General features: G+C 67.7%; 24 protein-coding genes. 12 read left to right on the top strand and 12 right to left on the bottom strand.

The annotated features are described in order from the left end of the window. Positions 1-3 precede the first annotated feature (3 nt). Positions 4-837 carry an AraC family transcriptional regulator gene (locus BM43_RS22765; protein WP_025099394.1) on the bottom strand — a complete coding sequence of 278 codons (834 nt, stop codon included), beginning with the start codon at positions 835-837 and terminating at the stop codon, positions 4-6. 239 nt (positions 838-1,076) lie between these two features. Between BM43_RS22765 and BM43_RS22760 the strand changes: the two genes are divergently transcribed. From BM43_RS22760 to BM43_RS22750, 3 genes are all read left to right on the top strand, one after another. After that, the gene (locus BM43_RS22760; RefSeq protein ID WP_036048936.1) at positions 1,077-2,621 is read left to right on the top strand and encodes a Rieske 2Fe-2S domain-containing protein; all 1,545 of its coding nucleotides are present in this window, start codon (positions 1,077-1,079) and stop codon (positions 2,619-2,621) included. Between the two features lie 61 nt (positions 2,622-2,682). Next, positions 2,683-3,705, top strand: a complete 1,023-nt coding sequence (locus tag BM43_RS22755; RefSeq protein WP_042284901.1) for a PDR/VanB family oxidoreductase — start codon at positions 2,683-2,685, stop codon at positions 3,703-3,705. A gap of 57 nt (positions 3,706-3,762) precedes the next feature. Next, entirely contained in the window at positions 3,763-4,443 is a 681-nt protein-coding gene (locus BM43_RS22750; protein WP_036048938.1) for a GntR family transcriptional regulator, read from the top strand. Between the two features lie 31 nt (positions 4,444-4,474). On the opposite strand, the gene BM43_RS22745 is transcribed toward BM43_RS22750, so the two are convergent. Then, a complete protein-coding gene (locus tag BM43_RS22745; protein ID WP_036048939.1) occupies positions 4,475-5,371 on the bottom strand; it encodes a LysR substrate-binding domain-containing protein in 897 nt (298 codons plus the stop codon). 142 nt (positions 5,372-5,513) lie between these two features. Between BM43_RS22745 and BM43_RS22740 the strand changes: the two genes are divergently transcribed. Further along, positions 5,514-6,356, top strand: a complete 843-nt coding sequence (locus BM43_RS22740) for a class II aldolase/adducin family protein (RefSeq protein ID WP_025099389.1) — start codon at positions 5,514-5,516, stop codon at positions 6,354-6,356. A 124-nt stretch (positions 6,357-6,480) separates the two neighbouring features. Further along, positions 6,481-7,788, top strand: coding sequence for an MFS transporter (locus BM43_RS22735; RefSeq protein WP_036048940.1), 1,308 nt, complete (start codon positions 6,481-6,483; stop codon positions 7,786-7,788). A 31-nt stretch (positions 7,789-7,819) separates the two neighbouring features. On the opposite strand, the gene BM43_RS22730 is transcribed toward BM43_RS22735, so the two are convergent. Both BM43_RS22730 and BM43_RS22725 read right to left on the bottom strand, forming a co-directional pair. After that, complete coding sequence (locus BM43_RS22730) at positions 7,820-8,482, bottom strand: GntR family transcriptional regulator (RefSeq protein ID WP_029950650.1); 663 nt, start codon at positions 8,480-8,482, stop codon at positions 7,820-7,822. Positions 8,483-8,594: 112 nt separating this feature from the next. Beyond that, positions 8,595-9,149, bottom strand: a complete 555-nt coding sequence (locus tag BM43_RS22725; protein ID WP_036048941.1) for a hypothetical protein — start codon at positions 9,147-9,149, stop codon at positions 8,595-8,597. Between the two features lie 280 nt (positions 9,150-9,429). Here BM43_RS22725 and BM43_RS22720 point away from each other — a divergent pair, with 280 nt between their 5' ends. The 5 genes from BM43_RS22720 (at position 9,430) to BM43_RS22700 (ending at position 13,077) form a co-directional block, all read left to right on the top strand. Then, positions 9,430-9,804 (top strand): c-type cytochrome, encoded by a 375-nt coding sequence (locus tag BM43_RS22720; protein ID WP_080742070.1) that lies wholly within the window; start codon positions 9,430-9,432, stop codon positions 9,802-9,804. A 171-nt stretch (positions 9,805-9,975) separates the two neighbouring features. Further along, positions 9,976-10,374, top strand: a complete 399-nt coding sequence (locus BM43_RS22715) for a VOC family protein (RefSeq protein WP_025099385.1) — start codon at positions 9,976-9,978, stop codon at positions 10,372-10,374. Between the two features lie 118 nt (positions 10,375-10,492). Beyond that, a complete protein-coding gene (locus tag BM43_RS22710) occupies positions 10,493-11,104 on the top strand; it encodes a twin-arginine translocation signal domain-containing protein (protein WP_036048942.1) in 612 nt (203 codons plus the stop codon). Positions 11,105-11,121: 17 nt separating this feature from the next. Then, a complete protein-coding gene (locus tag BM43_RS22705) occupies positions 11,122-12,708 on the top strand; it encodes a GMC family oxidoreductase (RefSeq protein ID WP_036048943.1) in 1,587 nt (528 codons plus the stop codon). Between the two features lie 33 nt (positions 12,709-12,741). After that, positions 12,742-13,077: a ribbon-helix-helix domain-containing protein gene (locus BM43_RS22700; RefSeq protein WP_013699603.1), complete on the top strand. Its 336-nt coding sequence runs from the start codon at positions 12,742-12,744 to the stop codon at positions 13,075-13,077. A 63-nt stretch (positions 13,078-13,140) separates the two neighbouring features. Here BM43_RS22700 and BM43_RS22695 read toward each other — a convergent pair whose 3' ends face one another. From BM43_RS22695 to BM43_RS22675, 5 genes are all read right to left on the bottom strand, one after another. Continuing rightward, on the bottom strand, positions 13,141-13,626 hold the full coding sequence (locus BM43_RS22695; RefSeq protein ID WP_042284906.1) for a GNAT family N-acetyltransferase: 486 nt from the start codon (positions 13,624-13,626) through the stop codon (positions 13,141-13,143). Positions 13,627-13,717: 91 nt separating this feature from the next. Next, positions 13,718-14,854 (bottom strand): amidohydrolase family protein, encoded by a 1,137-nt coding sequence (locus BM43_RS22690; RefSeq protein ID WP_036048945.1) that lies wholly within the window; start codon positions 14,852-14,854, stop codon positions 13,718-13,720. A gap of 10 nt (positions 14,855-14,864) precedes the next feature. Further along, on the bottom strand, positions 14,865-16,175 hold the full coding sequence (locus BM43_RS22685) for an MFS transporter (RefSeq protein WP_036048946.1): 1,311 nt from the start codon (positions 16,173-16,175) through the stop codon (positions 14,865-14,867). Positions 16,176-16,257: 82 nt separating this feature from the next. Beyond that, the gene (locus BM43_RS22680) at positions 16,258-17,529 is read right to left on the bottom strand and encodes a CaiB/BaiF CoA transferase family protein (protein WP_036048947.1); all 1,272 of its coding nucleotides are present in this window, start codon (positions 17,527-17,529) and stop codon (positions 16,258-16,260) included. Next, positions 17,526-18,512: a hydroxymethylglutaryl-CoA lyase gene (locus BM43_RS22675; RefSeq protein ID WP_036048948.1), complete on the bottom strand. Its 987-nt coding sequence runs from the start codon at positions 18,510-18,512 to the stop codon at positions 17,526-17,528. The genes BM43_RS22680 and BM43_RS22675 overlap by 4 nt, the downstream gene beginning before the upstream one ends. A 185-nt stretch (positions 18,513-18,697) precedes the next feature. Between BM43_RS22675 and BM43_RS22670 the strand changes: the two genes are divergently transcribed. Together BM43_RS22670 and BM43_RS22665 are read left to right on the top strand one after the other, a co-directional pair. After that, positions 18,698-19,477, top strand: coding sequence for an IclR family transcriptional regulator (locus BM43_RS22670; RefSeq protein WP_036048949.1), 780 nt, complete (start codon positions 18,698-18,700; stop codon positions 19,475-19,477). Continuing rightward, positions 19,474-20,115, top strand: a complete 642-nt coding sequence (locus tag BM43_RS22665; RefSeq protein ID WP_133167851.1) for a GNAT family N-acetyltransferase — start codon at positions 19,474-19,476, stop codon at positions 20,113-20,115. The genes BM43_RS22670 and BM43_RS22665 overlap by 4 nt, the downstream gene beginning before the upstream one ends. An 88-nt stretch (positions 20,116-20,203) precedes the next feature. Here the strand turns inward: BM43_RS22665 and BM43_RS22660 are convergent, their stop codons facing one another. The 3 genes from BM43_RS22660 to glmS form a co-directional block, all read right to left on the bottom strand. Further along, positions 20,204-21,040 (bottom strand): alpha/beta fold hydrolase, encoded by an 837-nt coding sequence (locus tag BM43_RS22660; protein WP_017919115.1) that lies wholly within the window; start codon positions 21,038-21,040, stop codon positions 20,204-20,206. Between the two features lie 387 nt (positions 21,041-21,427). Next, positions 21,428-21,850: a hypothetical protein gene (locus tag BM43_RS40735; RefSeq protein WP_144417691.1), complete on the bottom strand. Its 423-nt coding sequence runs from the start codon at positions 21,848-21,850 to the stop codon at positions 21,428-21,430. 431 nt (positions 21,851-22,281) lie between these two features. Next, positions 22,282-24,099 carry a glutamine--fructose-6-phosphate transaminase (isomerizing) gene (gene glmS / locus BM43_RS22650; RefSeq protein WP_036048951.1) on the bottom strand — a complete coding sequence of 606 codons (1,818 nt, stop codon included), beginning with the start codon at positions 24,097-24,099 and terminating at the stop codon, positions 22,282-22,284. Between the last annotated feature and the right edge of the window lie 48 nt (positions 24,100-24,147).

Genomic DNA, 24,147 nt, shown 5'->3' with positions numbered 1-24,147 from the left:
ATTTCAGCGGCGAGCGAGGCCGGGCGGCACGCCGAAGAAGCGGCGGAATTCTCGGCTCAGGTGGCCCTGGTCGCAATAGCCGACCTCGATCGCCACCTGCCGCAACGGCAGGCCGCGCAGCAGCAGGTGACGCGCGCGCTCGACGCGGCGCTGCACCAGCCAGGCATGCGGCGCCACGCCGATCGCCTTGCGGAATTCGCGCAGCAGGTGATATGGGCTCATGCCGGCGGCCCCGGCCAGCGTGTCGAGCGTGGGGTTCTCGGCCAGGTGGGCATCGAGGTAGTCGCGGGCGCGCTTCACGGCGCCGGGCAGGGCCGCCGCGGGCGGCGTCGGCGCCAGGCTGGCGTGCCGGCCGATCAGCTGGAACACGGCGGCGTTCAGGCGTGAGGTCTTTTCCAGCCGGCTCGCGTCGGACGATTCGGAGCAGCGATGCGCTTCGAGGAACAGGCGCAGCGTAGGCGCGTCGTCGATCACCAGCTCGGGGAAATGCAGTTCGCCGCGAAAGCCTTCGTCGGCCCGCCGCAGCAGCTCGAGCAGGGCCTGGCTCGGGATATAGGCCATGCGGTAGTCCCAGCCATCCTCGCCGGCCGGCCGCCCTTCGTGAAGCTGCCCCGGATTGATCACGCACAGCCTGCCGGCCGGCATGATCGCGCGCCGGCCGCGTCCATCGAGGAAGGCCTGCGCGCCGCGCTCGATCACGCCGATCGCGAACGCGTCGTGCGCGTGGCGCGGGAAGCGGTGGGTGCGGTAGCTGGCGCTGAGCAGTTCCGCGTCGGCGAAACCGGGCTCGCGCCAGAGCCTGGCCTGGTTGGGGCGGTTGCCGTTCGGGGAGGGCATGGCGGATTCCGGGGCCTGCTGCGATCGCGATTCAAGGATTGTAGGTACATCCAATCCGCCGTCAAGACCGGCCCGGGCCACCGGGATCCGTCGCTTTTCATCCGCCTTTCACAAGCTGCGATTCGACCTGCTCCGTGTTTACCCATAGAGACATCGCGGATTCGGAATACTACGCTCTGTATACAGAGTTCAGAATTCAAACAGCGGCAAGTCCCGTCAATCACTGGAGGAAGCAAGTCATGAGCGTCAAGTCGGACAAACTGGACGAGCAGCGCAGCGCGGGCGGCGCGGCGCCGGTCGCGAAGAAACTGATTCCCTACGGCGGCTACTACACCAACAAGGTGCCCGAGCACGATCCGGAGTTGACCGAAACCGGCCCCGGCACGCCGATGGGCGAATTCATGCGGCGCTTCTGGCATCCCGTCTGCATGTCGATCGAGCTGACCGACACGCCGCGCTTCCTGAAGATCCTCAACGAGGAACTGGTGGCCTTCCGCGACGGCAGCGGCCGGGTCGGCGTGCTGCATGCGCATTGCGTGCACCGCGGCGCCTCGCTCGAATACGGCGCGATCCAGGAGCACGGCATCATGTGCTGCTATCACGGCATGGTGTTCGACGTCGACGGCAGTTGCCTGCACGTGCCCTTCCCGAAGGGCGAGGAGAAGGAGGCCGAGAAGTTCGCCTGCTCGATCCGGCAGGGCGCCTACAAGGCGATCGAGCGCCACGGGCTGGTGTTCGCCTACATGGGGCCGCCCGAGGAGGAGCCGCCGTTCCCGGAATGGGAGGGTGATTTCACGGTGCTGGAGGGCGACGAGCTGGTGCCCTACAGCAACTTCCAGCACTGCAACTGGCTGCAGGTGCAGGACAACGCCGCCGACAACTACCACCCCACCGCGCTGCACGCGGGCAAGAACGTGGTGGGCGGCCATTACCAGGGCACCACCTTCGACGAGGTGGGGGCCGCCTCGATGGAGGTCGCGCCCGACATGAACTTCGTGCCGGTGCAGGGCGGCCGCAGCCTGGCCTGCGCCGGCGCGCGCCGCGTCGACCGTGACAAGCTGTTCGTGCGGGTCCAGCACCAGGTGCTGCCGAACCTGAGCCTGCACGCCTACACGTCCGAGGACGGCTCGCGCAAGAAGCTGTTCAGCCGCTTCCACATCATCCGCTGGACCGTGCCGGTCGACGACGAGAACAGCAAGATGATCGGCTGGCGCGTGATGGGCCCCGGCATCGACACGCGCGGCGTCGGCAACAAGGAATTGGTGGGCTACGAGTCGATCGACTTCCTGGAAGGCCAGGTGGCGCTGCGCCGGCCCGAGCGCTTCGGCAACTACAAGCTCGAGGACCTGCCGCCGATCCCGTCCAACCACCGGGAGCGCCCCAACTACAAGCAGGCGCAATACGCGCCCGGCGACTACGAGGCCATCATCAGCCAGCGCCCGATCGCCGTGCATGCGCTCGAACATCCGACCCGCTTCGACGCCGGGCTCTACCAGTTCCGCAAGCTGCTGCGCGACGCCGTGCGCGGCACCAATCCCGCCGCCTCGGCGCGGGGTTTCGCCGAGTGGCTGCGCGAGATGGCCGGCGCGCCGAACAGCTATTGCTCGGGCAACGTGTTCGAGATCGCCGAGGGCGAGACCGTCGAGGAGGAAGTGAGGCGCCGGCGCCAGGTGCTGAAGTCGGTGATCGAGATCCTGACGCAGAGCGAGAGCATGACGGGCCAGGCTCGCGCCGAATTCGTCCGCGGCCGCTTCGACGAGCTCGAAGGCTCGCTCAAGCGCTGAGGCCGGGACGCATCGCGAACGGCAAGGCACGGGCCGGCCGTTCGCTCCTCGAGGACATCACATGGAAATCGCAGAAACCGAACGCGTCGTGACGGACGCCGGAGAAGCCGCGAGCGATGCGGCGGCCGGCGGCACGATGGTGCTGCGCGTCGGGCAGATCCGCTACGAAGGCCGCGGCATCAATTCGTACGAACTGAGGCACCCCACCGGCGAGGCGCTGCCGCCCTTCGAGGCCGGCGCGCATATCGACATCCACCTGAAGCCGGCCCTGATTCGCCAGTATTCGCTGTGCAACGCGCCGGGCGAGCGGCACCGCTACCTGATCGCGGTGCTCAAGGACGAGAGCGGGCGCGGCGGCTCGCGTGCCGTGCACGAGCAATTGCGCGCCGGCGACCTCGTCACGGTCAGCCGCCCGCGCAATCATTTCGCGCTGGCGGGCGGGGCGCGCAAGGTGCTGCTGCTGGCCGGCGGCATCGGCGTGACGCCGCTCAAGGCGATGGCGCATGAACTGGAAAGCCGCGGCATCGACTTTGCGCTGCATTACTGCGCGCGCAGCCGCGAGGCCGCCGCCTTCGGCGCCGAGCTCGAAGCGATGCGGCGTGCCGGCCGGCTGCACTATCACTTCGACGACGGCCCCGACGGCCAGCGGATCGACCTGCCGCGCCTGCTCGCCGAGCCGGAGCCGGGCACCCAGCTCTATTACTGCGGGCCGGCCGGTTTCATGGCCGCCTGCGCCGAGGCCGCCGCGCACTGGCCGAAGGGCAGCGTGCACTTCGAGCACTTCAAGGCGCCCGAGCTGCCGAAGCGCGAGGCTGCCGGCGCCGGCGAATGCGAGGTACGCATCGCCAGCACCGGGCAGGTGATCCTGCTGCGGCCCGGGCAAAGCCTGGCCGACGCGCTCGGCGAGGCCGGCGTGGCCGTGCCCACCTCGTGCTGCGCGGGCCTTTGCGCGACCTGCAAGCTGCGCTACCTGGAGGGCGAGGTCGAGCACAACGACTTCATCCTCGGCGAGGACGAGCGCCGCGAATACCTGACGGCCTGCGTCTCGCGCCCGATCGGCACGCATCTGGTGCTCGACCTCTGAACGCCCGTCGTTCCCTCGCCGGCTCGTCGTCGGCGGTCGCTCGGCAAGGAGGCACACATGGCATCGAAGCTGCTGAGGATTCCGACGCGAACCGACTACGTGGACGCCGTCTACCAGGCGCTGGCCGACGCGATCTGCGACGGCACGCTGGCGCCGGGCACGCGCATCACGCAGGAGGAGATCGCCGAGCGCCTGGCGGTGTCGCGCTCGCCGGTGCTGCAGGCGCTGCGCCTCCTGAAGAAGGACGGGCTGGTGCAGGACGCGCCGGGACGCGGCGTGCTGATCGCGCCGCTCGACGCGGGCTGGCTCAGCCATCTCTACGAGATCCGCGGCACGCTCGATTCGCTCGCGGCGAGGCTGGCCACGCGGCGCGGGGCGCGGCTCGACGCGGGGCTGCTCGCGCGCGGGCGGCTGGCTTCCTCGCAAGGCGAGATGGGCGCCATGATCGACGCGGACATGGCCTTTCATTTCGGCGTCTACGCGGCTTCGGGCAATCCGCTGATCGGGGAGACGGCGCGCGTGCATTGGGTGCATCTGCGCCGCGTGATGGGGGCGATGCTGCAGGTATCCGGCCAGCGCGCCTCGATCTGGGACGAGCACGCGGCGATCGCCGAGGCGATCGAGGCCGGCGAGGCCGAACGCGCGGCGCAGTTGTCGGAGCTGCATACGCATCGCGCGCATGCGCATCTGGTGGCGGAGTTGCGGGCGGTGCTGGAAGTGGAGGGCGCGGCGCCATGAGCGGATGAAGAGGCGATCGCGCGACGCTGGCTCAGGACGTGGCGAGGCGCGCCGCGTCGAGCAGCCAGTCGACGAAGCGACGGACCTTGTCGGTATCGCGCTCGTCCTCGCGGTAGGAGAGGAAGTGCGTGGCGCGATGGAGCGGCACGAAGCTGTCCTCGCCGAGCACCACGAGATCGCCGCGCGACAGTTCGCGTTCGGCCAGGCGGGTGGTTTCGAGCGCGACGCCCAGCCCGTCGACGGCCGCCGACAAGGCCAGCGCGGCGCGATCGAAGGAGGGGCGGGCGCGGCTCGGCAGCACCAGCCCGTTGCCGGCGAACCAGTCGGCCCAGCCGATGCGGCTCAGTTGCGAATCGATCAGCGTCAGGCGCCGGATCAGCTCGCGCGGCTCCGCGCCCGGCGCGAGCAGGGAGGGCGAGCACATCGGCGCGATGCGTTCCTCGCCCATGGCCAGCGTGACGAGCTCGGGCGCTTCGATCGCCCGGCCATAGGAGATGGCCACGTCGATCTCGCGATCGCGCCGCAGGTCGATCGGCTCGGCGCCCGAGGACAGGCGGATCGTGATGTCGGGATGGTCGCGCATGAACTGCGGCAGGCGCGGGCCGAGCCACTTGGCCGCGAAGCTCGGCGCGCTGTGCAGTGCCAGCACCTGCGCGGCGGGCGCGAGGCTGACCTCGTCGCAGGCGGCCTCGATCACGTCGAACACGCGCGCAAGATTGTGCTGCAGGCGCGCGCCCTCGGGCGTGGTCTCGACCGCGCGGTGGCGGCGCGTCAGCAGCCGGCGGCCGACGTGCTCCTCGAGCTCGCGCACCTGGTGGCTGATCGCCGACTGCGTGAGGTGCAGCTCCTCGGCGGCACGCGTGAAGCTCTTGAGCCGCGCGGTCGCTTCGAAGGCTCTAAGCAGTACGAAGTTCGGGATCCTTCTCATGCACGCCTCCAGGTATGAACGGGATTCATGTTTGTATGAACAGCCATCGTTTGTCAACGCATCGAGCGGCGCGGAGCATGAAGGGATCGGACCCGGTCCGTGCCGTTTTTTTTCAATCAAGGTCTTTGAAGGAGGCAGTCCCATGTCCACGGTCGCAGAACGTCCCGCCGAATCGATCCTGAAGCCCGGCAAGGTGTCGATCTACCAGCCCGAGCAGGAGGGCTTGATCTTCCCCGAGCTGCCCGAGTTCGATTCGCTCGACGCGCATCGCCGCCATCTGAAGGAGCGCCTGGTGGCCGCCTGCCGCGCCTTCGCGCTGCAGGGTTTCGACTACGGTTTCGCCGGCCACCTGACGGTGCGCGATCCCGAGCATCCGGGCCTTTACTGGACCAACCCGATGGCCGTGCATTTCTCGCAGGTGAAGCTCTCGAACCTGATCTGCGCCGATCATCGCGGCACCGTGGTGGAGGGCGAGTACGCGATCAATCGCGCCGGCTTCGTGCTGCACGCCGCGGTGCACGAGCAGCATCCCGACATCGTCGCGATGTGCCACGCGCATACCGTTCATGGCACCGCCTTCGCCTCGCTCGGCAAGCCGCTCGCGCCGATCTCGCAGGACGCCGCCGCGTTCTACGAGGACCACGTGGTGATCGGCGACGAGGCCGGCAAGGTGGCGGTGGAGGTGAAGGGCGGCAACAAGGTCGCCAATGCCTTCGCCGGCGTGAAGGCGGCGATCCACCAGAACCACGGCCTGCTCACCGCGAGCCGCCACAGCATCGACTCGGCCGCGTTCTGGTTCATCGCGCTGGAGCGCTGCTGCCAGCAGCAACTGATGATCGAGGCCACCGGCATCGTGCCGCGCGAGGTCACGCCGGAGCGCGCGCGCTACAGCCGCGAGCACGTCGGCAGCGACTACATCGGCTGGCTGCATTTCCAGACCATCTGGAACGACCTGCTCGCCACCCAGCACGACATGTTCGACTGACGCGCGCGAGTCGTCCCGATTGCCGAGGCGGCCGCACGCCGCTTCGGCCGAGCACCGGGCGGCGCAGACAGACCCGCAAAGGGCGCGCCGCCGCGGCAACCGCAAGGCCCCTCAGGAGACAAGCATGAATTCCCCCAGCCAGGCCGCCTTCCTCGAAGGCGGCGAGTCCTCGGCGTTCGCGAAAGCCACGCTGCGGCTCGTGCCGTTCCTGTTTCTCTGCTACCTCGCCGCCTATCTCGACCGCATCAACGTCGCCTTCGCCAAGCTGCAGATGCTCGGCGATCTCGGTTTCAACGAGGCCATCTACGGCTTCGGCGCGAGCGTGTTCTTCATCGGCTACCTGCTGTTCGAGGTGCCGAGCAACCTGTTGCTGCTGAGGGTCGGCCCGCGCCGCTGGATCGCGCGGATCATGGTGACCTGGGGCTTCCTGTCGGCGGGCATGATGTTCGTGCACACGCCGATGCAGTTCTACGTGATGCGCTTCCTGCTCGGCGTGGCCGAGGCCGGCTTCTTCCCGGCCATCGTGCTCTACCTGACCTACTGGTTCCCGTCCTCGCGGCGCTCCAAGGTCACCGCGCTGTTCATGACGGGCATCCCCATGTCGGGCGTGATCGGCGGGCCGCTGTCGGGCTGGCTGATGACCCAGCTCGGCGGCGCGCACGGCCTGGCCGGCTGGCAGTGGCTGTTCCTGCTGGAGGGGCTGCCCACCATCGTGCTCGGCGTGATCGCCTTCTTCTTCCTCGACGACCGGATCCAGGACGCGCGCTGGCTCGACGACGGCCAGAAGGCCGCGATCGAGCGCAAGCTGCGCGAGGAGGCGCCCAGGAGCGCGCTGCATTCGGTGATGGACGGCCTGCTGAACCGCAAGATCCTGCTGGTCAGCGGCATCTACTTCTTCTACACCATGGGCCTGTACGGCGTGAGCTTCTGGCTGCCGACCCTGATCAAGGCCAGCGGCGTGTCGGATCCGCTCGACGTCGGGCTGCTCACGGCGGTGCCCTACGCGGCAGGCGCGGTGGCGATGATCGTGGTGAGCCAGAGCTCCGACCGCCATGGCGAGCGGCGCTGGCATCTGATCGTGCCGGGGCTGGCGGGTGCGATCGGGCTGGCGATCAGCGTGCTGTTCGCGAATTCCACCGTGCTGGCCATGATCGGCCTGACGATCGGCACGATGGGCGTGATGACCACCATCTCGCAGTTCTGGGTGCTGCCGCCGGCCTTCCTGGGCGGTGCCGCGGCCGCGGCGGGCCTGGCGCTGGCCAATTCGGTGGGGAGTATCTCGGGGGTGGTCAGCCCGTCGCTGATTGGCGTGATCAAGAACGCGACAGGCTCGGCGGGGGCGGGGGTGCTGGTGTTGTCGGTCAGTTTGCTCGTCGGCGGCGCGCTGGTGCTGCTGGTGCCGCCGAGCCTGGTGAATTCGCCGAGGCGCTGAAGCGCGGGCGCGTGGCAGCAGCCGCGCGCGATCAGGCCACCGCTTCGCTCATGTGGCGCACCAGGTTCTCGCGCGCGAATTCGGTGTGCTGCACGCTGAGCCGCGCGGCCAGTTCCTCGTCGCCGGCCGCGATCGCCTCGGCGATCGCGGCGTGCTCGTCCCACACCGTCTTGCGCTGGCCCACCACCTGGTGCACGGCGCCCATCACGCGGCGCAGCAGCATCCAGTGCAGGCGCGCGTTGTCGACGATCAGCGGATTGCCCGAGGCCGCGTAGATGGCGCTGTGGAAGGCCATGTCGGCCTCGATCATGGCCTTGATGTCGTTGCCCTTCGAGAGCTTGCGGCCGTTGGCGATCAGCGACTTGTCGAGCTTGACCTGCTTGCGCGCGGCCAGGCGCGCGGCCAGGCTGTCGAGCGCGCCGCGCAGCTCGTAGAGATGGCCGATGCGCTCGGCGTCGAGCGGCGCGACCTGCAGGCCGCGGCCCGGCGCATCCTCCACCAGCCCGTCCTTCTTGAGCAGCCGGAACGCCTGCAGCACCGGCGAGCGCGACACGGCCAGCTGCTCGGCGATCTCCTCCTGGACGATACGCGTACCCGGCGCGATCGAGCCTTCGCTGATCGCGTCGAGCAGGACGCGATAGACCTCGTCGACGTAGTCGGTACGCGCCTGGATTTTCACGAGTTTGGCTGGCATGGTCACGGCATCGGTGGATACAGAATACCGTAGCTTACCAGCATGGCCGGGCCATGCGTCGCGCATGCCGCGCGACGCCGCAGGGAGGAAAGGGGGGGTGGCGGAAAGGGGCTTATTGCCTGGCGCGGCGGGGAGAGAGGCGGCCGAACCAGGTGGAAAGGCCGGCTTCGGGCGTGCCCGCATGCAGGCGATCGGAAGGCGTCGCGTCGCTGCCGAAGGCGAGGCGCAGCGCATCGGGATGGCGCGGCGCCTCGTCGGCCGGTGTTTCCTGCACGAACACGATGGCGGCCGAGGCTCGATAGCGCTGCGCCCGGGCCACCGCGCGCGCCATGTCCTCGCGCAGGCGCGCCGGCTCGCAGGCGCGCGCGTCGCGCACCACGATCGACAATAGGCCCGGGGCCGCGCGTAGCAGCAGCCACGCGGATTCGATCTCGCCCAATTCGTCGCGATCGAGGCACCGGCAGTCCAGCGTCTCGCCATCGACCGGCATGCCGTGCCGCGCGAGCAACTCGCGCGCCGCTTCGGGCAGCACCCCTTGCATCCAGCCATCGAGCGGGGCGGCGGGACGCGCGGCCCGCGGGAAGGAAAAACCGGTTTCGCCGAGCAGGAACGAGGCCTCGTGTTGGTGGCGGGGGGATCGGCCAAACAGAAACTCCGGCATCTTCATCGCGCTGCCTTCCTGGGGACTGTCTCGACGGTTGGGGAGGTGGTTCGATTATTCGTCTACGGAATGCCGAACTCTGTATCCAGAATCTTAGAAGGAGACTACCCTGCCGGACATCGGGGCAAACACGCAGCCTCGCTGCTGCGCAGCAAGGTCCGGCGCGTGCGACACGTTCATGCGGGAAACCCCTAGGCAGGATTTAGCCATGTATTACCAGCCCCGCGGCCGCGCTCGCTACGCTGGCGTTCATGCATGGCCCATCCCCACGAGAACAGGACAAAGCATGATTCGAATTCGTCGCAGCGCGGCTTCAGGTATTTCGTGTGCATCGTCTCGACGGCTCGCGCCGGCCCTGCTGGCGCTCGCCTGCCTGGGCGCGGCCGGCGGCGCGCAGGCGGTAGGCAATCCCGCCCAGGGCCAGGCCCGGTTCGGCGCCTGCGTGGCCTGCCACGGCGCGAACGGCAGCCTGCCCACCTCGCCCGCCTTCCCGAAGATCGGCGGCCAGAACGCGGCCTACCTGGCCGCCGCCCTGCGCGCCTACAAGAGCGGCCAGCGCAACGGCGGCACCGCCCAGATGATGCAGTCGATGGCGCAGGGCCTGTCCGACCAGGACATCGACGACCTCGCCGCCTACATCGTCACGCTCGGGCCGAAGTGAGGCGCGCGTGACGGCCCGCCCTTCCATTCACGCCAAGGAGCCAGACATGGCAAGACGCCACCCCATCATCGCCGGCCGATGCGCCGCGGCAACGGCACCGACTTCACGCGCGCGCCGGCGCGCTTCCACGCCTTACCCGGCATGTGCATCGCGCCTCCAGGAGAGCACCGCATGGCCAAGCTGATCCACACCATGGTGCGCGTGCGCGAGCTCGATCGTTCGCTCGCGTTCTACGAGGCGGCCTTCGGGCTGCTGCCCTCGCACCGGCTCGACTTCGACGATTTCTCGCTGGTCTACCTGCGCAATGCCGAGGCCGAGGCCGAACTCGAGCTCACCTGGAACAAGGGCCGCGAGCCGGCCTACACGCATGGCGACGGCTACGGCCATGTCGCCTTCGTGGTGGACGACGCGGCCGCCGAGCGCGCGCGGCTGATCTCGCTCGGCATGCAGCCGAAGGATCTCAAGGAGTTCCGCGACGGCCGGGGCGAACTGATCGCCCGCTTCTTCTTCATCGAGGATCCGGACGGCTACAAGATCGAGGTACTGGAACGACACGGCCACTACCGCTGATCGGCAAGCGGCCCGCATCACCGCATCACCGCATCACCGCATCACCGCATCACCGCATCACCGCATCAGAACAAGACCAACAACAAGCAACACCGTGCCCGCAATCAAGGAGACGCACATGAAAGGCAAAACCATCGGCATCGCCCGCCAGGGGCCGGCCGAAGCGGAAGGCCCGCGGCGTATCGCGCTCACGCGCCGCGAGCTGCTCAAGGGAAGCGGCGTGCTGATCGGCACGCTGGCGCTGTCCTCGTCGCTGGCGGCGCTGGCGCCGAGCCGGGTCTGGGCCCTGGAGCTGCAAGGCCTGGACATGCACCAGGGCGCGGTGCTGCTGGCGCTGACGCGACAGATCTACCCGCATCCGTCGCTCGACGATGCCGTCTACGCGCTGGTGGTGAAGGATCTCGACGCCAAGGCGCGCAAGGATGCCGCCACGCGTCGGCAACTCGCCGATGGCGTCAGGCAACTCGACGCGAAGGCGGCCGACGGCGACTGGAGCAAACAGGAAGGCGCCGCGCAGGCCAAGGACACCGCCGCGCTCGCCGGCACGCCGTTCTTCGAGACGGTGCGCAGCACGGCGGTGGTCTCGCTCTACAGCAACGGCCTGGCCTACAAGCACTTCGGCTACGGCGCCGCCGAGGGCGACGGGGGCTACCTGTTCAAGGGCTTCGACGACCTGAGCTGGCTGCCCGATCCCGCGCCGCAGGACAGCGGTCCCGTTCCGGCAGCCTGACCCCTGGGAGAACCGACATGGCAACGCAACAAGCTGGCAAGCGCTTTTCGCATGACGACGGCAACGTGGTGGTGATCATCGGCTCCGGCGCGGGCGGCGGCACGCTCGCCAACGAGCTGGCGCAGCAGGGTATCGACGTGGTGGTGCTGGAGGCCGGCTCGCTGAACACCCAGGCCGATTTCAAGACCGAGGAATGGGACGCCTTCCACCTGCTGTCCTGGCTCGACCCGCGCACCACCTCGGGCTCCTGGCGCGTGGCGCGTGACTTTCCCACGCTGCCGGCATGGATCTGCAAGACGGTGGGCGGCACCACCACGCACTGGGCCGGCGCGAGCCTGCGGATCCAGCCACACGAGTTCAAGGCGCGTACTCACTACGGCGCGATCGAGGGCGCCTCGCTGCTCGACTGGCCGGTCACGCGCGAGGAACTCGATCCCTACTACGACCGCGCCGAGAAGAAGATGGGCGTGACCCGCACCAACGGCTGGCCGGGCCTGCCCGGCAACAACAACTTCAAGGTGATGCACGCCGGCGCTAGCAAGCTCGGCTATCGCGAGTGCAATACCGGCCACATGGCGATCAACAGCACCAATCGCGACGATCGCAGCCACTGCTATCAGCGCGGCTTCTGCTTCCAGGGCTGCCGCTTCGGGGCGAAGTGGTCGACGCTCTATACCGAGATCCCGAAGGCGCAGGCCACCGGCCACATGGAGCTGCGGCCGAACTCGCATGTGGCGCGCATCGAACACGACGCGCACGGCAAGGCGAGCGCCGTGCTCTACTACGACGCCAAGGGCCGCCTGCAGCGCCAGAAGGCGCGCGTGGTGGCGGTGGCCGGCAACTCGATCGAGACGCCGCGGCTGCTGCTGGCCTCGGCCTCGAGCCGCTACCCGGACGGGCTCGCCAATTCCTCGGGGCAGGTGGGGCGCAACTACATGCGCCATACCACCGGCTCGGTCTACGCGGTGTTCGACAAGAAGGTGGAGATGTACAAGGGCACCACCATGGCCGGCATCATCGAGGACGAGGCGCGGTTCGATACCAAGCGCGGCTTCGCCGGCGGCTATCACATGGAGACCATCTCGCTGGGCCTGCCCTTCTATGCCGCCTTCCTGAACCCGGGCGCCTGGGGCAGCGATTTCACCCAGGCCATGGATGCCTATCCCTACACGGCCGGCATGTGGATCGTCGGCGAGGACATGCCGCGCGCCTCGAACCGCATCACGCTCAATCACGCGGTGAAGGACCAATACGGCCTGCCGGTGGCGAACGTGCATTTCGACGACCACCCCAACGACGAGGCGATGCGCGAGCACGGTTTCCGGCAGGGCAGCGCCGTCTACGAGGCGGCGGGCGCGAAGACGGTCTATCGTGTGCCACCCTATCCTTCGACGCATAATCTCGGCACGGCCCGCATGAGCGCGCGCGCGGAAGACGGGGTCTGCAACGGTTTCGGGCAGACCCACGACATCGCCAACCTGTTCATCTCGGACGGCAGCCAGTTCACCACCGGCGCGGCGGAGAATCCGACCCTGACCATCGTCACGCTGGCGATCCGCCAGGCCGACCATATCGCCGGGCGCATCAAGCGGCGCGAGCTGTGAGCGGCGCGGGCCCATCCCAAGGAGACTGTTCGCATGTGCAGTGTCTACATCAACGCGGATCCCATCCTCTACGAATCGCGCACGCGCGCGATCCGGATACACGGGGTGGTCACCACGGTGCGCCTGGAGAACCTGTTCTGGGACGTGCTGCAGGAGATCGCCAATCGCGAGGACATGACCACCAGCCAGTTCGCCGCCAAGCTGCATGACGAGCTGGTGGCGCTGCGCGGCGAGGAGCCGCTCAACTTCGCCTCGTTCCTGCGCGTGTGCTGCATGCGCTACCTGTCGGTGAGCAGCGCGCGCAACCAGGCGGCCGGCGACGCGCCGCCCGGCGCGGCCCGGCTGAAGGTGGTGGAGGCCGGGCGATAGGGGCAGCGCCCCATGACAGGCGCGCGGGCGCTCGATGCACGGCGCGCCCGCCGCCGCGCGCGCTCAAAGCGCGTGGCGATACACCAGGAAGCCCGACTTGCTGGCGAGCTGGTCGTAAAGCTTCATCGCCGTCTGGTTGGTTTCGTGCGTCTGCCAGTAGACGCGTTCGGCGCCGTCCTGCCTCGCCTCGCGATAGACGGCCTCGATCAGCGCGCGCCCGATGCCCTTGCCGCGCGCCGAGGCCAGCGTATAGAGATCCTGCAGGTAGCAGATCGGGCCGGCCAGCGTGGTGTGGCGGTGATAGAGGAAGTGGACCAGCCCGACGATCTCGCTCGCCGATTCCGCCACCATCGCGTGCATCGGCTCGTAGCCGTCGAAGAAGCGGCGCCAGGTCAGCTCGGTGATGTCCCTGGGCAGCGCCGTCTCGCCCACGCGGCCGTAGAACGCGTTGTAGCCGTTCCAGAGCGGCAGCCAGGCGTTGAAGTCGGCGGGGGTGACGTAACGGACGACGAGCGTGTCTTTCACGGCAAGGGCTCCTGGGTTCGGCATATTGCATGAAGGGATTGCCGGCCAGTATAGGAGCGCGCGTGGCGCTTGTTGAGCGCCACGCGGTGCCGGAATCATGGAGCCACGAAGCGGCTCAGCCCAGTCGATAGACCTTCGCCGCGGTGCCGCGGAACAGCGCCGCGCGCTCGTCGGCCCCGGCATCCGCGGTCAGCCGCTTGAAGGCATTCCAGCCGTTGCTGAACGGATAGGAGCCCTTGTCGACCGGGAAGTTGCTCTCGAACATGCAGCGCTCGGCGCCGAACATCTCGATGCAGGCGAGCATCCAGGGCTTCCAGGCCGCGGCCAGCTCGATCGACGAGGGCGGGCGCTCCCCCTTCTCGAAGTCGAAGCCGTTGATGCGCATGCCCAGGCCGCCCACCTTCACGTGCACGTTCGGCAGGCGCGCCAGCTCGCGCATCGAGCGCGACCACTGCTCGAACACATCCTGTCGATGCGCCGCGTAGCTGGCGATCCGCACCACGCCGCCGCAATGGTTGATGATGATCGGTAGCTCAGGATGCGCCTTGGCCAGCTCGAACAATTCCGGCAGTTGCGGGAAGAACAGCCAGGCATCGTAGGACAGCCCCAGCGGCGCCAGTTGCGCGATGCCTTCCTGGTAACGGCGGTCGAGCAGCAAGCCGCGCGGCGCGCCGGTCAGCGGATTGGCCAGCGTGGTATCGGCATCCCAGGTCACCAGGTGGCGGATGCCGCGCAGGCGGCCGTCGCCGGCGGCCAGCTCTGCCTCCAGCACCTCGCGCACGGCCGCTCCCTGCCGCAGGTCCGCGTAGCCGACCATGCCCTTGGCCACCTGCGGTTTGCCGTGCTGCAGCGGCGCGGTCACGCCCGCCACGTATTCGATCTCGCCGACCGGGCGCAACGCTTCCGGGCCCGATTGGCGATAGCGCGTGAGCGCCTGCATGTAGACGGAAGCCGTGATGTCGTGGCCCGATCGCGCGTCGGCCAGGTATTCGTCGAGCAGGTAGGTCCAGCCGGGGCGCTCGTAGAAGTGATGATGCGCGTCGATGATCGGCAGCCCGGGTTCGAGCGCCGCCTCGGTGCCCGAGGCCAGCCAGTCGGCCCGCACCGGGAGGTAGTTGCTGGAGGGATTCATCGGGGGCGGGTTCTCCTTGGCGAAACCCGGCCGCGACGCGAGCGCGGGCAGCAGGGTGGAGGCGGCGGCCGCGCCCAGCAGGCGACGGCGGCGCGCGGAAAAGCGAGGGGGATGGCTCATGGTCACGATCTCAGGATTCGCGGTGGAAGGCGTGGAGCGACAGCGTCAGCAGGGTCGTGATGCCGAGCACGATGGCCAGGCCGATCATGCCGGACGAGAAGGTGCCGAAGCCGTCCTTCAGATAACCGACCAGGTAGGGGCCGGCGAAGCCGCCCAGCGCGCCGATCGAGTTGATCAGCGCGAAGCCGCCCGCGGCCGCCTGGCCCGACAGGAAGCGCGCCGGCAGCGTGTAGAAGATGGTGCGTCCGGCGATGGTGCCGATCAGGGCCAGCGTGATGCCCGTCATCGCCGGCAGCAGGTGCTGGAAGCAGGTGGACACGCCGAGCGCGATCGCGCCGATCAGCAGCCCCACCGCGAGGTGGGTGATGTGGCCGCCGCGCCGGTCCACGTGCCGGGCCCACGCGAGCAGGGCAATGGTGGCGAAGAAGTAGGGGATCGCCGAGATCCAGCCGGTCGCGGCCAGGCCGATGCCGTGCGCCTTGAGCATCTGCGGCAGCCAGATGCCGATGCCGTAGGAGCCCATCGTGAAGCCGAACGAGATCAGCGCCAGCACGTACATGCGCGGGTCGCGCAGCGCGGCGCGGAAGTCCTTGCGTTTGCCGCTCGCGCCCTGTTCGCGATCGAAGGCGGCCTGCAGCGCCTGCCGCTCGTCGGGCGAGAGCCAGCTCGCGTCGGCCGGCTTGTCGGCCAGCAGCCGCAGCACCAGGAAGCCGAGCAGGCAGGCCGGCAGGCCTTCCACGATGAACATCCACTTCCAGCCCGCGATGCCGAGCCTGCCGTCCATCTGCAGCAGCCAGGTGGACAGCGGGCCGCCCACCAGCGAGGACAGCGGCGTGGACACCGTGAACCAGGCCAGCACGCGGGTGCGGTAGTGCGCCGGGAACCAGACCGCGAGGAAGAACACCACGCCGGGGAAGAAACCCGCCTCGCCGATGCCGAGCAGCAGCCGGATCAGGTAGAAGCTGTTTGGCCCGGTGGCCAGCGCGGTGGCCGCCGCGAAGAAGCCCCAGCTGATCATGATGCGGGCCAGCCAGCGCCGCGCGCCGAAGCGGTAGAGCGCGAGATTGCTCGGCACCTCGCACACGCAATAGCCGGCGAACATGATGCCCGCGCCCCAGCCGAACTGCGTGGCCGTGAGGCCCAGGTCGCGGTTCATGGTCAGCGCCGCGAAGCCGACCCCGGTGCGATCGAGGTAGTTGAAGAAATAGGCGAGCGAGAGCAGCGGAATGAACCGCCACGCCGCCTTCCTCACCGCCTGCTGCTCGAGCGAGGCGTTCGCCGGGGTGAGGGTGCGTGTCATGTCCCGCGAGATCGAAACCATGGCGTCTCCAGTATCGTTTGGACGGCCGGAAGCGCGCATGCGATCGCGCTTCGGCCGCTTTCTCGTGTGATGCGTATCGGTGTCAGGCGCTGGCCAGTTCGTTATCCGAAGCGGCGGGCGCGTCGCCGAGGTGTGGCTCGGTGCAGCGCACCACGCCGGCCTGGTTCAGTTGCCGGATCTCCTCCGGGCGGTAGCCGATCTGTTGCAGCAGCGCCTGCGTGTGCTGGCCTAGCGCCGGCGGCGCCGCGCGCAGGCGCAGGCGCTCGCCGTCCAGCGTCAGCGGCAGCAGGGCCGTGCGCGTGGCGACCGGCTGACCGGCGCCGCTGGCATCGGCCGGCAGCGTGACCTCGGCCAGGCCACCGGTGGCGAGCAGATGCGGATCGTCGAACAGCTCGTGCGGCCGGGTGATCGGCGCATAGGGCAGGCCGATGCGCTCGAAGATCGAGCTGATCTCGGCCGCCTCGAGCGCTTCCATGTGGCTGCGCAGTCGCGGCAGCAGCCAGTCGCGCGCCTGCACGCGCTGGTTGTTGGTGGCGATGCTTGCGTCGGCCTTCAGGTCGGCGAAGCCGAACGCGTCGCAGAACAGTTGCCATTGCGTGTCCGATACCACCGCGAGGAAGATCTGTTCGCCGTCCTTGACGGTGAACACGTCGTAGACGGCCCAGGCCGAGATGCGGTTCGGCATCGGCGCCGCGGCCTTGCCCGTCACGGCGAACTGCATCATGTGCTGGGCCACCAGGAACACGTTGTTCTCGAACAGCGCGCTTTGCACCTCCTGGCCGCGGCCGGTTCGCTCGCGCTGCGCCAGCGCCGCCATCGCGCCGATCGCGCCGAACATGCCGCCCATGATGTCGTTGACGCTGGTGCCGGCGCGCAGCGGGCGCCCGTCGGGGCCGGTCATGTAGGCCAGGCCGCCCATCATCTGCACCACCTCGTCGAGCGCGGTGCGATGTTCGTAGGGGCCGGGCAGGAAACCCTTGTGCGAGACGTAGACCAGGCGCGGGTTGAGCTTCGAGAGATGGGCGTAGCCCAGCCCCAGTTTCTCCATGGTGCCGCTCTTGAAGTTCTCACTGAACACATCTGCACTGCCAAGCAATCGATGCACGATTTCCTGGCCGCGCGGGTCCTTCACGTCCACCGCGAGGCTCTTCTTGTTGCGGTTGAAGGTGCCGAAGAAGCCGGCGCCGGAGCCGCGCAGCGCGCGCGTGCTGTCGCCGGCGATCGGCTCGATCTTGACGACTTCGGCGCCGAGGTCGCCCAGCACCATGCCGCAGGTCGGGCCCATCACCATGTGGGTCATCTCGACCACGCGCAGGCCCTCGTAGGGCAGCGACCGCTCGGGCTGCTGGCTCATTGCGACACTCCCAGCAGGCAGGCTTCGGGTTGCGGCGCGCTCGGGGCGCGGCCGTCGGCATAGGCGAAGCCCTTGGGCAGGCCCGCGTCCGGCAGATGGCCGTAGAGCGCCTCGCCGGGCAGTGCCTCGGCGAGGATCGCGCGGGCCGCCACCAGCGCGTCGACGTCGATGCCGGTGTCGTAGCCCATCGCTTCCAGCAGGAACACCAGGTCCTCGGTGACGATGTTGCCGGTGGCGCCGGGCGCGTAAGGGCAGCCGCCCAGGCCCGCCTGGCTCGCGTCGATGGTGGTCACGCCCGCGTCGAGCGCGGCCACCACGTTGGCCAGGCCCTGCCCGCGCGTGTTGTGGAAATGGGCACCGCCGGCCTTGCTGCCGACTTCTGCCTGCAGGCGCCTGAACATGCGGCGGACCTGGGCGGGATTCGCGTAGCCGCTGGTGTCGGACAGGCCGATCTCGTCGACGCCTGCCTCGGCCATCGCCAGGCACATGCGCAGGGTCTGGTCGTCGCTGACGGTGCCCGCGAGGGTGCAGCCGAAGGCGACCGAGACGCCCGCCTCGATCGTGATGCCGGGGAAGCGCGCGTCGCGCAAGGCGACGATCTGGCGGACTTCGTCGATCAACTGCGCGGTGGTCTTGCGGATGTTCGCCATCGCGTGCTCGTCGGTCACCGAGACCGGCAGCGTGAGCTTGTGCACGCCCGCCTCGAAGGCGTGCTGCGAGCCGCGCAGGTTGGGCGCGAGCACGGCCACGTGCAGGCCCGGGATCGACAGCGCATGCGCGACCACCTCCTGGATATCAGCCATCTGCGGCAGAAGGCGCGGCGGTACGAAGGAGCCCACCTCGATCTCCTTGAGGCCGGCCGCGGCCAGTGCGGAAATCCAGCGCAGCTTGGCCTCGGTCGGCATGACGCGCTTGATGCTCTGCAGGCCGTCGCGAGGGCCGACCTCGCTGACCAGCACGCGGTTTGGGGACGATGTCGTCATGGTGCGGCTCCTTGATTGCGTTCTGTCTGATAGATCAATGTTCTATCAGGTGGAACTATAGGAGCGCGAGCGTACTGTTTTAAGCCGTGTTAACCCGCAATTTCGCGAAAATCCTGGATCTTGTGTTCTATCAGGCAGAACGATAGAGTGTGCGACGTATCAATCTCGAAAGGATCGGGCGGGTGATGGAAGACGAAGCAGGCTCCGCGCAGGAGGCGGTGGATGCGAATTCGAGCGGCGTGGCCGTGCTCGATCGCGCGTTCGCGATTTTCGAGGCGTTCGGCCCGGGCGACGATCGCCTGACGCTGGCCGAGCTGTCGCGCCGCACGGCGCTCTACAAGAGCACGATCCTGCGGTTGCTGGCGGCGCTCGAGCATGGCGGCTTCATTCGCCGGCTGCCCGACGGGCAGTACGCGATCGGGCCGGCGCCGTTGCGGCTGGCGGCGCTGTACCAGCGATCGTTCGCGGTCGGACCGGTGATCGAGCCGATCCTGCAGCACTTGAGCCAGGACCTGGCCGAGACGGCCTCGTTCTACGTGCGGCAGGACGACAAGCGCCTGGTGCTGTATCGCGTCGAGCCGGCGCGTTCGGTGCGCGTGGCGGTGCGCGTGGGCGAGGAGTTTCCGATCGACAAGGGCGCGTCGGGGAAGGTGCTGCGGGCCTTCACGGAGCACCAGCCGAAGCTGGCCGAGGTTCGCGAGCAGCTTTGGGCGGTGTCGCGCGGCGAGCGGGATCCGGAAACGGCTTCGGTGTCGGCGCCGGTGTTCGGGTCCAGCGGCGAGCTGGTGGGCGCGCTGACGATGTCGGGACCGAAGGGGCGCTTCGATCTGCCGCCGATCCTGGCCGAGGCGGTGAGGGCCTTGCTGGCGGGCGCGAAGCGGGCCACGGTGGCCTTGGGCGGAGATGGCGGCAGGTTCGAGGCGAGCCTGGCGGCGGCGGGGGCGGCGGGGTTTCGGGTGGGGTGAGCCGGAGCGCGCCGAAAGGGAACAAGATCGACGGTGGCACTTTCAGTCCCGGCTATCTCGAAGGAGACGCGATGAATCAGCTTCAAACACGCCATGCCGAACTCTCGGATATTCCCTCGATCGAGGCGCTGATCGAGTATTCCGTCACCGAGCTGATGATGCGCGAGTATTCCGACGAGCAGCGCAGGCTCTCGATCGGCGCGCTGTTCGGCGTGGACCGGAAACTGATCGAGGATCGGACCTACTTCGTGGTCGAGTCGGACGGCGTGATTGCCGGTTGCGGCGGCTGGAGTTTTCGGCGCAAGGCCTTCGGCGGCGAAGCCGTCGCGAATCGGGAAGCGGGTTGTCTCGACCCGGCCACCGAGGCGGCGCATATTCGGGCGTTTTATGTGCATCCGCAATTCGCCCGGTTGGGCATCGCCACGCTGCTGATGAAGACGAGCGAAACGGCGGCGCGGGAGCGTGGCTTCACGCGGCTGCAACTGACGGCGACGCTGACTGGGCAGCACTTCTATGCGAAATACGGTTTCCAGGCGCGCGAGCGGCTCGACTTCCTGTTGCCGGGGGATGTCAGGTTTCCGCTGGTCGAGATGGAGTTTGTCTGCGCGGAAGCGGAGCGTGGCGGCGAGCCTGCCTGATTGATGCGATCGAGCCAGGCTGCGGAAAATCAATTCGTATCGAGAAAAGCGAGTCACGCGTTCGCGGACTCGCTTTTCCATTACCGCGTCACGACTGGATGAAGGCGAGCAGGTCGGCGTTGAGCACGTCGGCATTGACCGTCAGCATGCCGTGCGAGAAGCCGGGGTAGGTTTTCAGCGTGCCGTTCTTCAGCAGCTTGATGGACTTCAGCGCGGCGTCGGCGATCGGCACGATCTGGTCGTCCTCGCCGTGCAGGACCAGGGTCGGCACGGAAATCGCCTTGAGGTCCTCGGTCTGGTCGGTTTCCGAGAAGGCCTTGATGCCCTCGTAATGCGCCTTCGCGCTGCCGATCATGCCTTGGCGCCACCAGTTCTGGATCACGCCCTGATGAACCGTCGCGCCCGGGCGATTGAAGCCATAGAACGGGCCGCTCGGCACGTCGAGGAAGAACTGCGCGCGGTTGTCGGCCAGCGCCTTGCGGAAGCCGTCGAACACTTCGATGGGCAGGCCTTCGGGGTTGGCATCGGTCTTCAGCATGAGCGGCGGCACCGCGCTGACCAGCACCGCCTTCGCGACGCGCCCGGCCGGCTCGCCATGCTTGGCGACATAGCGGGCGACTTCACCGCCGCCGGTCGAGTGGCCGATGTGGACGGCGTTCTTCAGGTCGAGCGCCTCGACCACGGCGAAGGCGTCGGCCGCGTAATGGTCCATGTCGTGCCCGTCCGATACCTGCGATGAGCGGCCATGCCCGCGACGATCGTGAGCGATCACGCGATAGCCCTTCTGCACGAAGAACAGCAACTGCGCGTCCCAGTCGTCCGAGGACAGGGGCCAGCCATGGTGGAAGACGATGGGTTGCGCGTCCTTGGGGCCCCAGTCTTTGTAGAAAATCTCGACCTGATCTTTGGTGGTGACGAATGGCATGGTAATCCTCACTCTGAGAAAGATTTGGAGCAGGGGCCGGGCCGAGCGGGGCTCGGCGCGGGGTTGGTGGTGCTGCGGGTGGAACGGGGCGACGGTGCCTGGCTGGGCTGCGTGAGAGCTGGGGTTGGTCACGGAGCGCGTGGGGCTGCGTTACGCGTGCTTCGATGGCCAGCGAATCTGGTCCCGGTGCAGCAGAAGCCAGCATGCCCGCTTACGGTTTCGCGTTTGTGTCCGTCGTCACCCGGATAGAACAGTACACGCTTACGCGCTTTGTTTGCAGGGTTGGTTTGTGCTGAAGGGGCTGCGGGCGGATGGCGTTTGGGACGGCTCGTGCGGGGGCACCAATTTGGTGAAAATTGCGAAGAGAGCGTTGGTTGGTGATGTCTGTCAGGAGCGCACTGGACTGCCCATGTTTCCGCCGCACCATGTCATCGAACTGTTGCTGCTGCTCCAGGGCGCGTCGCTTGATTTCCTCTCTATCGTCCCCGCCTTGCACCGGCGTTCGCGAACGTGCATACGCACCCGCATCCACGTTCGACATGGGCGGCGCGTTTGCATGGTCTCGATGAACCTTTGCCGTTGCTCCTGAAGCTGGCGCTGAGCCTGAGGGCGCTGCGCGATATCGAGCGCATTGCGTTTCTTCGTGATGTCATCGATCCCCGCCTGCAGCACCTGTGCACGATGCGTATCGTGAGCGGCGATAGCCTGCTTCAGGTCTTGCCTGGCCTTTTGCTCCGCCAGGTCATATTGCAGGAACCGTGGATCGCGGCTGGATGAGCAAATGTGGCGGACAAAGAACGGCTGGCCCATCCCATGCTCAGCGTGAGTGCATTTTCGTTAGCTTATAGGCTATCAATCTACATTAATCTGCTAGCCTTTGGGCTATCAAAATATGTCTCTTGCTGCTGTAGGCTATCGTTCGGCCATAACTCGGAAGCTAGTGACGGCGCCCTGTGCAGAAACTCGGAATCCGCGCGAGAACGATGCCCGGGGGAGAGGCGGTGCTGCGAGGAGGGAGGCAGCAAACCGCAGGAAAAGCGAAACGGGCGGGCCAAGGCCGAAGCCCCAGTCCGCCCGTTTCGAGAAATTCATTCGCTGACACCTTTTCCGGGATTTCCCCGTCAAAAGCAGGCACTTTCAGGTTTTCGGATTAGAAGTGCTTATGCCGAAAAATCAACCGCTTGGAAGCGTGTAACGACTTCTAATCCGAATTGCCAAGTCAACCAGCCCTGATTACCCCCTCACTCCACCGTCACCGACTTCGCCAGATTCCGCGGCTTATCCACATCCGTTCCCCGCGCACAGGCCGTGTGATAAGCCAGCAACTGCAACGGCACCACATGCAGAATCGGCGACAAGGGCCCGTAATGCTCCGGCATCCGGATCACATGCAGCCCGTCGTCATTGACGATATGCGTATCCGCATCGGCGAACACATAAAGCTCGCCCCCTCGCGCCCGCACTTCCTGCATGTTCGACTTCAGCTTCTCCAGCAGCGTGTCATTCGGCGCCACCGTCACCACCGGCATCGCCTCCGTCACCAGCGCCAACGGCCCGTGCTTCAACTCCCCGGCCGGATACGCTTCCGCGTGGATATACGAAATCTCCTTCAGCTTCAGCGCGCCTTCCAGCGCGATCGGGTAATGCAGCCCGCGCCCGAGGAACAGCGCATTCTCCTTGCGCGAGAACTCCTCCGACCACGCGATGATCTGCGGCTCCAGCGCCAGCACGCTGTTGAGCGCCGCCGGCAGGTGCCGCAGTTGGCGGATGTAGTCGGCCTCGCGCGTCGCATCCACATGCCCGCGCACCTTGCCCAGCGTCGCGGCCAGCAGGAACAGCGCCACCAGCTGCGTGGTGAAGGCCTTGGTCGACGCCACCCCGATCTCGGTGCCGGCGCGCGTCAGGAACTGCAGCGCGGTCTGGCGCACCATCGCGCTGGTGGCGACGTTGCACACCGCCAGCGTGTGCTTGTGGCCCAGCGTCTGCGCATGCTTGAGCGCGGCCAGCGTGTCGGCGGTCTCGCCCGATTGCGAGATCACCACCACCAGCGCGCGCGGGTTCGGCACCGAGTCGCGATAGCGATACTCGCTGGCGATCTCCACCTGGGTGGGGATCTTCGCGATCGATTCGAGCCAGTACTTCGCCGTCATGCCCGAGTAGTAGCTCGTGCCGCAGGCGAGGATCAGCAGGCTGTCGATCTCCTTGAAGGTGGCCGCGGCATCGTCGCCGAACAGCGAGGGCTCGAAGGCTTCCACCGGCGGGATGGTGTCGCCGATCGCGCGCGGCTGCTCGAAGATTTCCTTCTGCATGAAGTGGCGATACGGGCCCAGCTCGACCGCGCCGCCGTAGGCGCTCACCACGCGGATCTCGCGCTCGGCGCGCGCGCCGTTGCGGTCGACGATCTTCACGCCGTCCAGCGACAGCTCGCAGACGTCGCCTTCCTCGAGGAAGGTGTAGCGATCGGTGCTGCCGGCCAGCGCGAGCGCGTCGGAGGCGAGGAAGTTCTCGCCCTCGCCGAAGCCCACCACCAGCGGCGAACCCTGGCGCGCGCCCACCACCGTGTTCGGCTGGTCCTTGTGGATCACCGCGATCGCGTAGGCGCCGTGCAGTTGCGCGACGGCCTCGCGCACGGCGGCGAACAGGTCGCCGCGATAGAGGCTGTGCACCAGGTGGGCGATCACCTCGGTATCGGTCTGCGTGACGAACTCGTAACCCTTGGCGCGCAGCCCTTCGCGCAGCGCCTCGTAGTTCTCGATGATGCCGTTGTGCACCAGGGCCACCGCGTCCGACGAGAAGATCGGGTGCGCGTTGTGGGTGACCGGCGCGCCGTGCGTGGCCCAGCGCGTATGCGAGATGCCGGTCACGCCCTCGAGCTGCGTCTCGCGCACCTGGGCGTCGAGGTCGGCCACGCGGGCCACGCTGCGCGCGCGCTTGGGCGCGCCGTTCTCGAGCACGGCCACGCCGCACGAGTCGTAACCGCGGTATTCCAGCCGGCGCAGACCTTCGATCAGCACCGGAACGATGTTACGTTGCGCAACTGCGCCGACAATGCCGCACATGGCGATCGATCCTCCGAAATGAGGAAGGCGCAACCCGTGTGCGCCTTC

It is taken from the genome of Burkholderia gladioli, assembly GCF_000959725.1.
Taxonomy (GTDB): domain Bacteria; phylum Pseudomonadota; class Gammaproteobacteria; order Burkholderiales; family Burkholderiaceae; genus Burkholderia; species Burkholderia gladioli.
Note: the sequence above shows the minus strand (reverse complement) of the source record. Positions and strands in the feature narration are given on the sequence as shown.

Coding starts and splice junctions, on each gene's coding strand:
- BM43_RS22765 (WP_025099394.1), bottom strand. CDS start 837: ATGCCCTCCCCGAACGGCAACCGCCCCAACCAGGCCAGGCTCTGGCGC.
- BM43_RS22760 (WP_036048936.1), top strand. CDS start 1,077: ATGAGCGTCAAGTCGGACAAACTGGACGAGCAGCGCAGCGCGGGCGGC.
- BM43_RS22755 (WP_042284901.1), top strand. CDS start 2,683: ATGGAAATCGCAGAAACCGAACGCGTCGTGACGGACGCCGGAGAAGCC.
- BM43_RS22750 (WP_036048938.1), top strand. CDS start 3,763: ATGGCATCGAAGCTGCTGAGGATTCCGACGCGAACCGACTACGTGGAC.
- BM43_RS22745 (WP_036048939.1), bottom strand. CDS start 5,371: ATGAGAAGGATCCCGAACTTCGTACTGCTTAGAGCCTTCGAAGCGACC.
- BM43_RS22740 (WP_025099389.1), top strand. CDS start 5,514: ATGTCCACGGTCGCAGAACGTCCCGCCGAATCGATCCTGAAGCCCGGC.
- BM43_RS22735 (WP_036048940.1), top strand. CDS start 6,481: ATGAATTCCCCCAGCCAGGCCGCCTTCCTCGAAGGCGGCGAGTCCTCG.
- BM43_RS22730 (WP_029950650.1), bottom strand. CDS start 8,482: ATGCCAGCCAAACTCGTGAAAATCCAGGCGCGTACCGACTACGTCGAC.
- BM43_RS22725 (WP_036048941.1), bottom strand. CDS start 9,149: ATGAAGATGCCGGAGTTTCTGTTTGGCCGATCCCCCCGCCACCAACAC.
- BM43_RS22720 (WP_080742070.1), top strand. CDS start 9,430: ATGATTCGAATTCGTCGCAGCGCGGCTTCAGGTATTTCGTGTGCATCG.
- BM43_RS22715 (WP_025099385.1), top strand. CDS start 9,976: ATGGCCAAGCTGATCCACACCATGGTGCGCGTGCGCGAGCTCGATCGT.
- BM43_RS22710 (WP_036048942.1), top strand. CDS start 10,493: ATGAAAGGCAAAACCATCGGCATCGCCCGCCAGGGGCCGGCCGAAGCG.
- BM43_RS22705 (WP_036048943.1), top strand. CDS start 11,122: ATGGCAACGCAACAAGCTGGCAAGCGCTTTTCGCATGACGACGGCAAC.
- BM43_RS22700 (WP_013699603.1), top strand. CDS start 12,742: ATGTGCAGTGTCTACATCAACGCGGATCCCATCCTCTACGAATCGCGC.
- BM43_RS22695 (WP_042284906.1), bottom strand. CDS start 13,626: ATGCCGAACCCAGGAGCCCTTGCCGTGAAAGACACGCTCGTCGTCCGT.
- BM43_RS22690 (WP_036048945.1), bottom strand. CDS start 14,854: ATGAGCCATCCCCCTCGCTTTTCCGCGCGCCGCCGTCGCCTGCTGGGC.
- BM43_RS22685 (WP_036048946.1), bottom strand. CDS start 16,175: ATGGTTTCGATCTCGCGGGACATGACACGCACCCTCACCCCGGCGAAC.
- BM43_RS22680 (WP_036048947.1), bottom strand. CDS start 17,529: ATGAGCCAGCAGCCCGAGCGGTCGCTGCCCTACGAGGGCCTGCGCGTG.
- BM43_RS22675 (WP_036048948.1), bottom strand. CDS start 18,512: ATGACGACATCGTCCCCAAACCGCGTGCTGGTCAGCGAGGTCGGCCCT.
- BM43_RS22670 (WP_036048949.1), top strand. CDS start 18,698: ATGGAAGACGAAGCAGGCTCCGCGCAGGAGGCGGTGGATGCGAATTCG.
- BM43_RS22660 (WP_017919115.1), bottom strand. CDS start 21,040: ATGCCATTCGTCACCACCAAAGATCAGGTCGAGATTTTCTACAAAGAC.
- BM43_RS40735 (WP_144417691.1), bottom strand. CDS start 21,850: ATGGGCCAGCCGTTCTTTGTCCGCCACATTTGCTCATCCAGCCGCGAT.
- glmS (WP_036048951.1), bottom strand. CDS start 24,099: ATGTGCGGCATTGTCGGCGCAGTTGCGCAACGTAACATCGTTCCGGTG.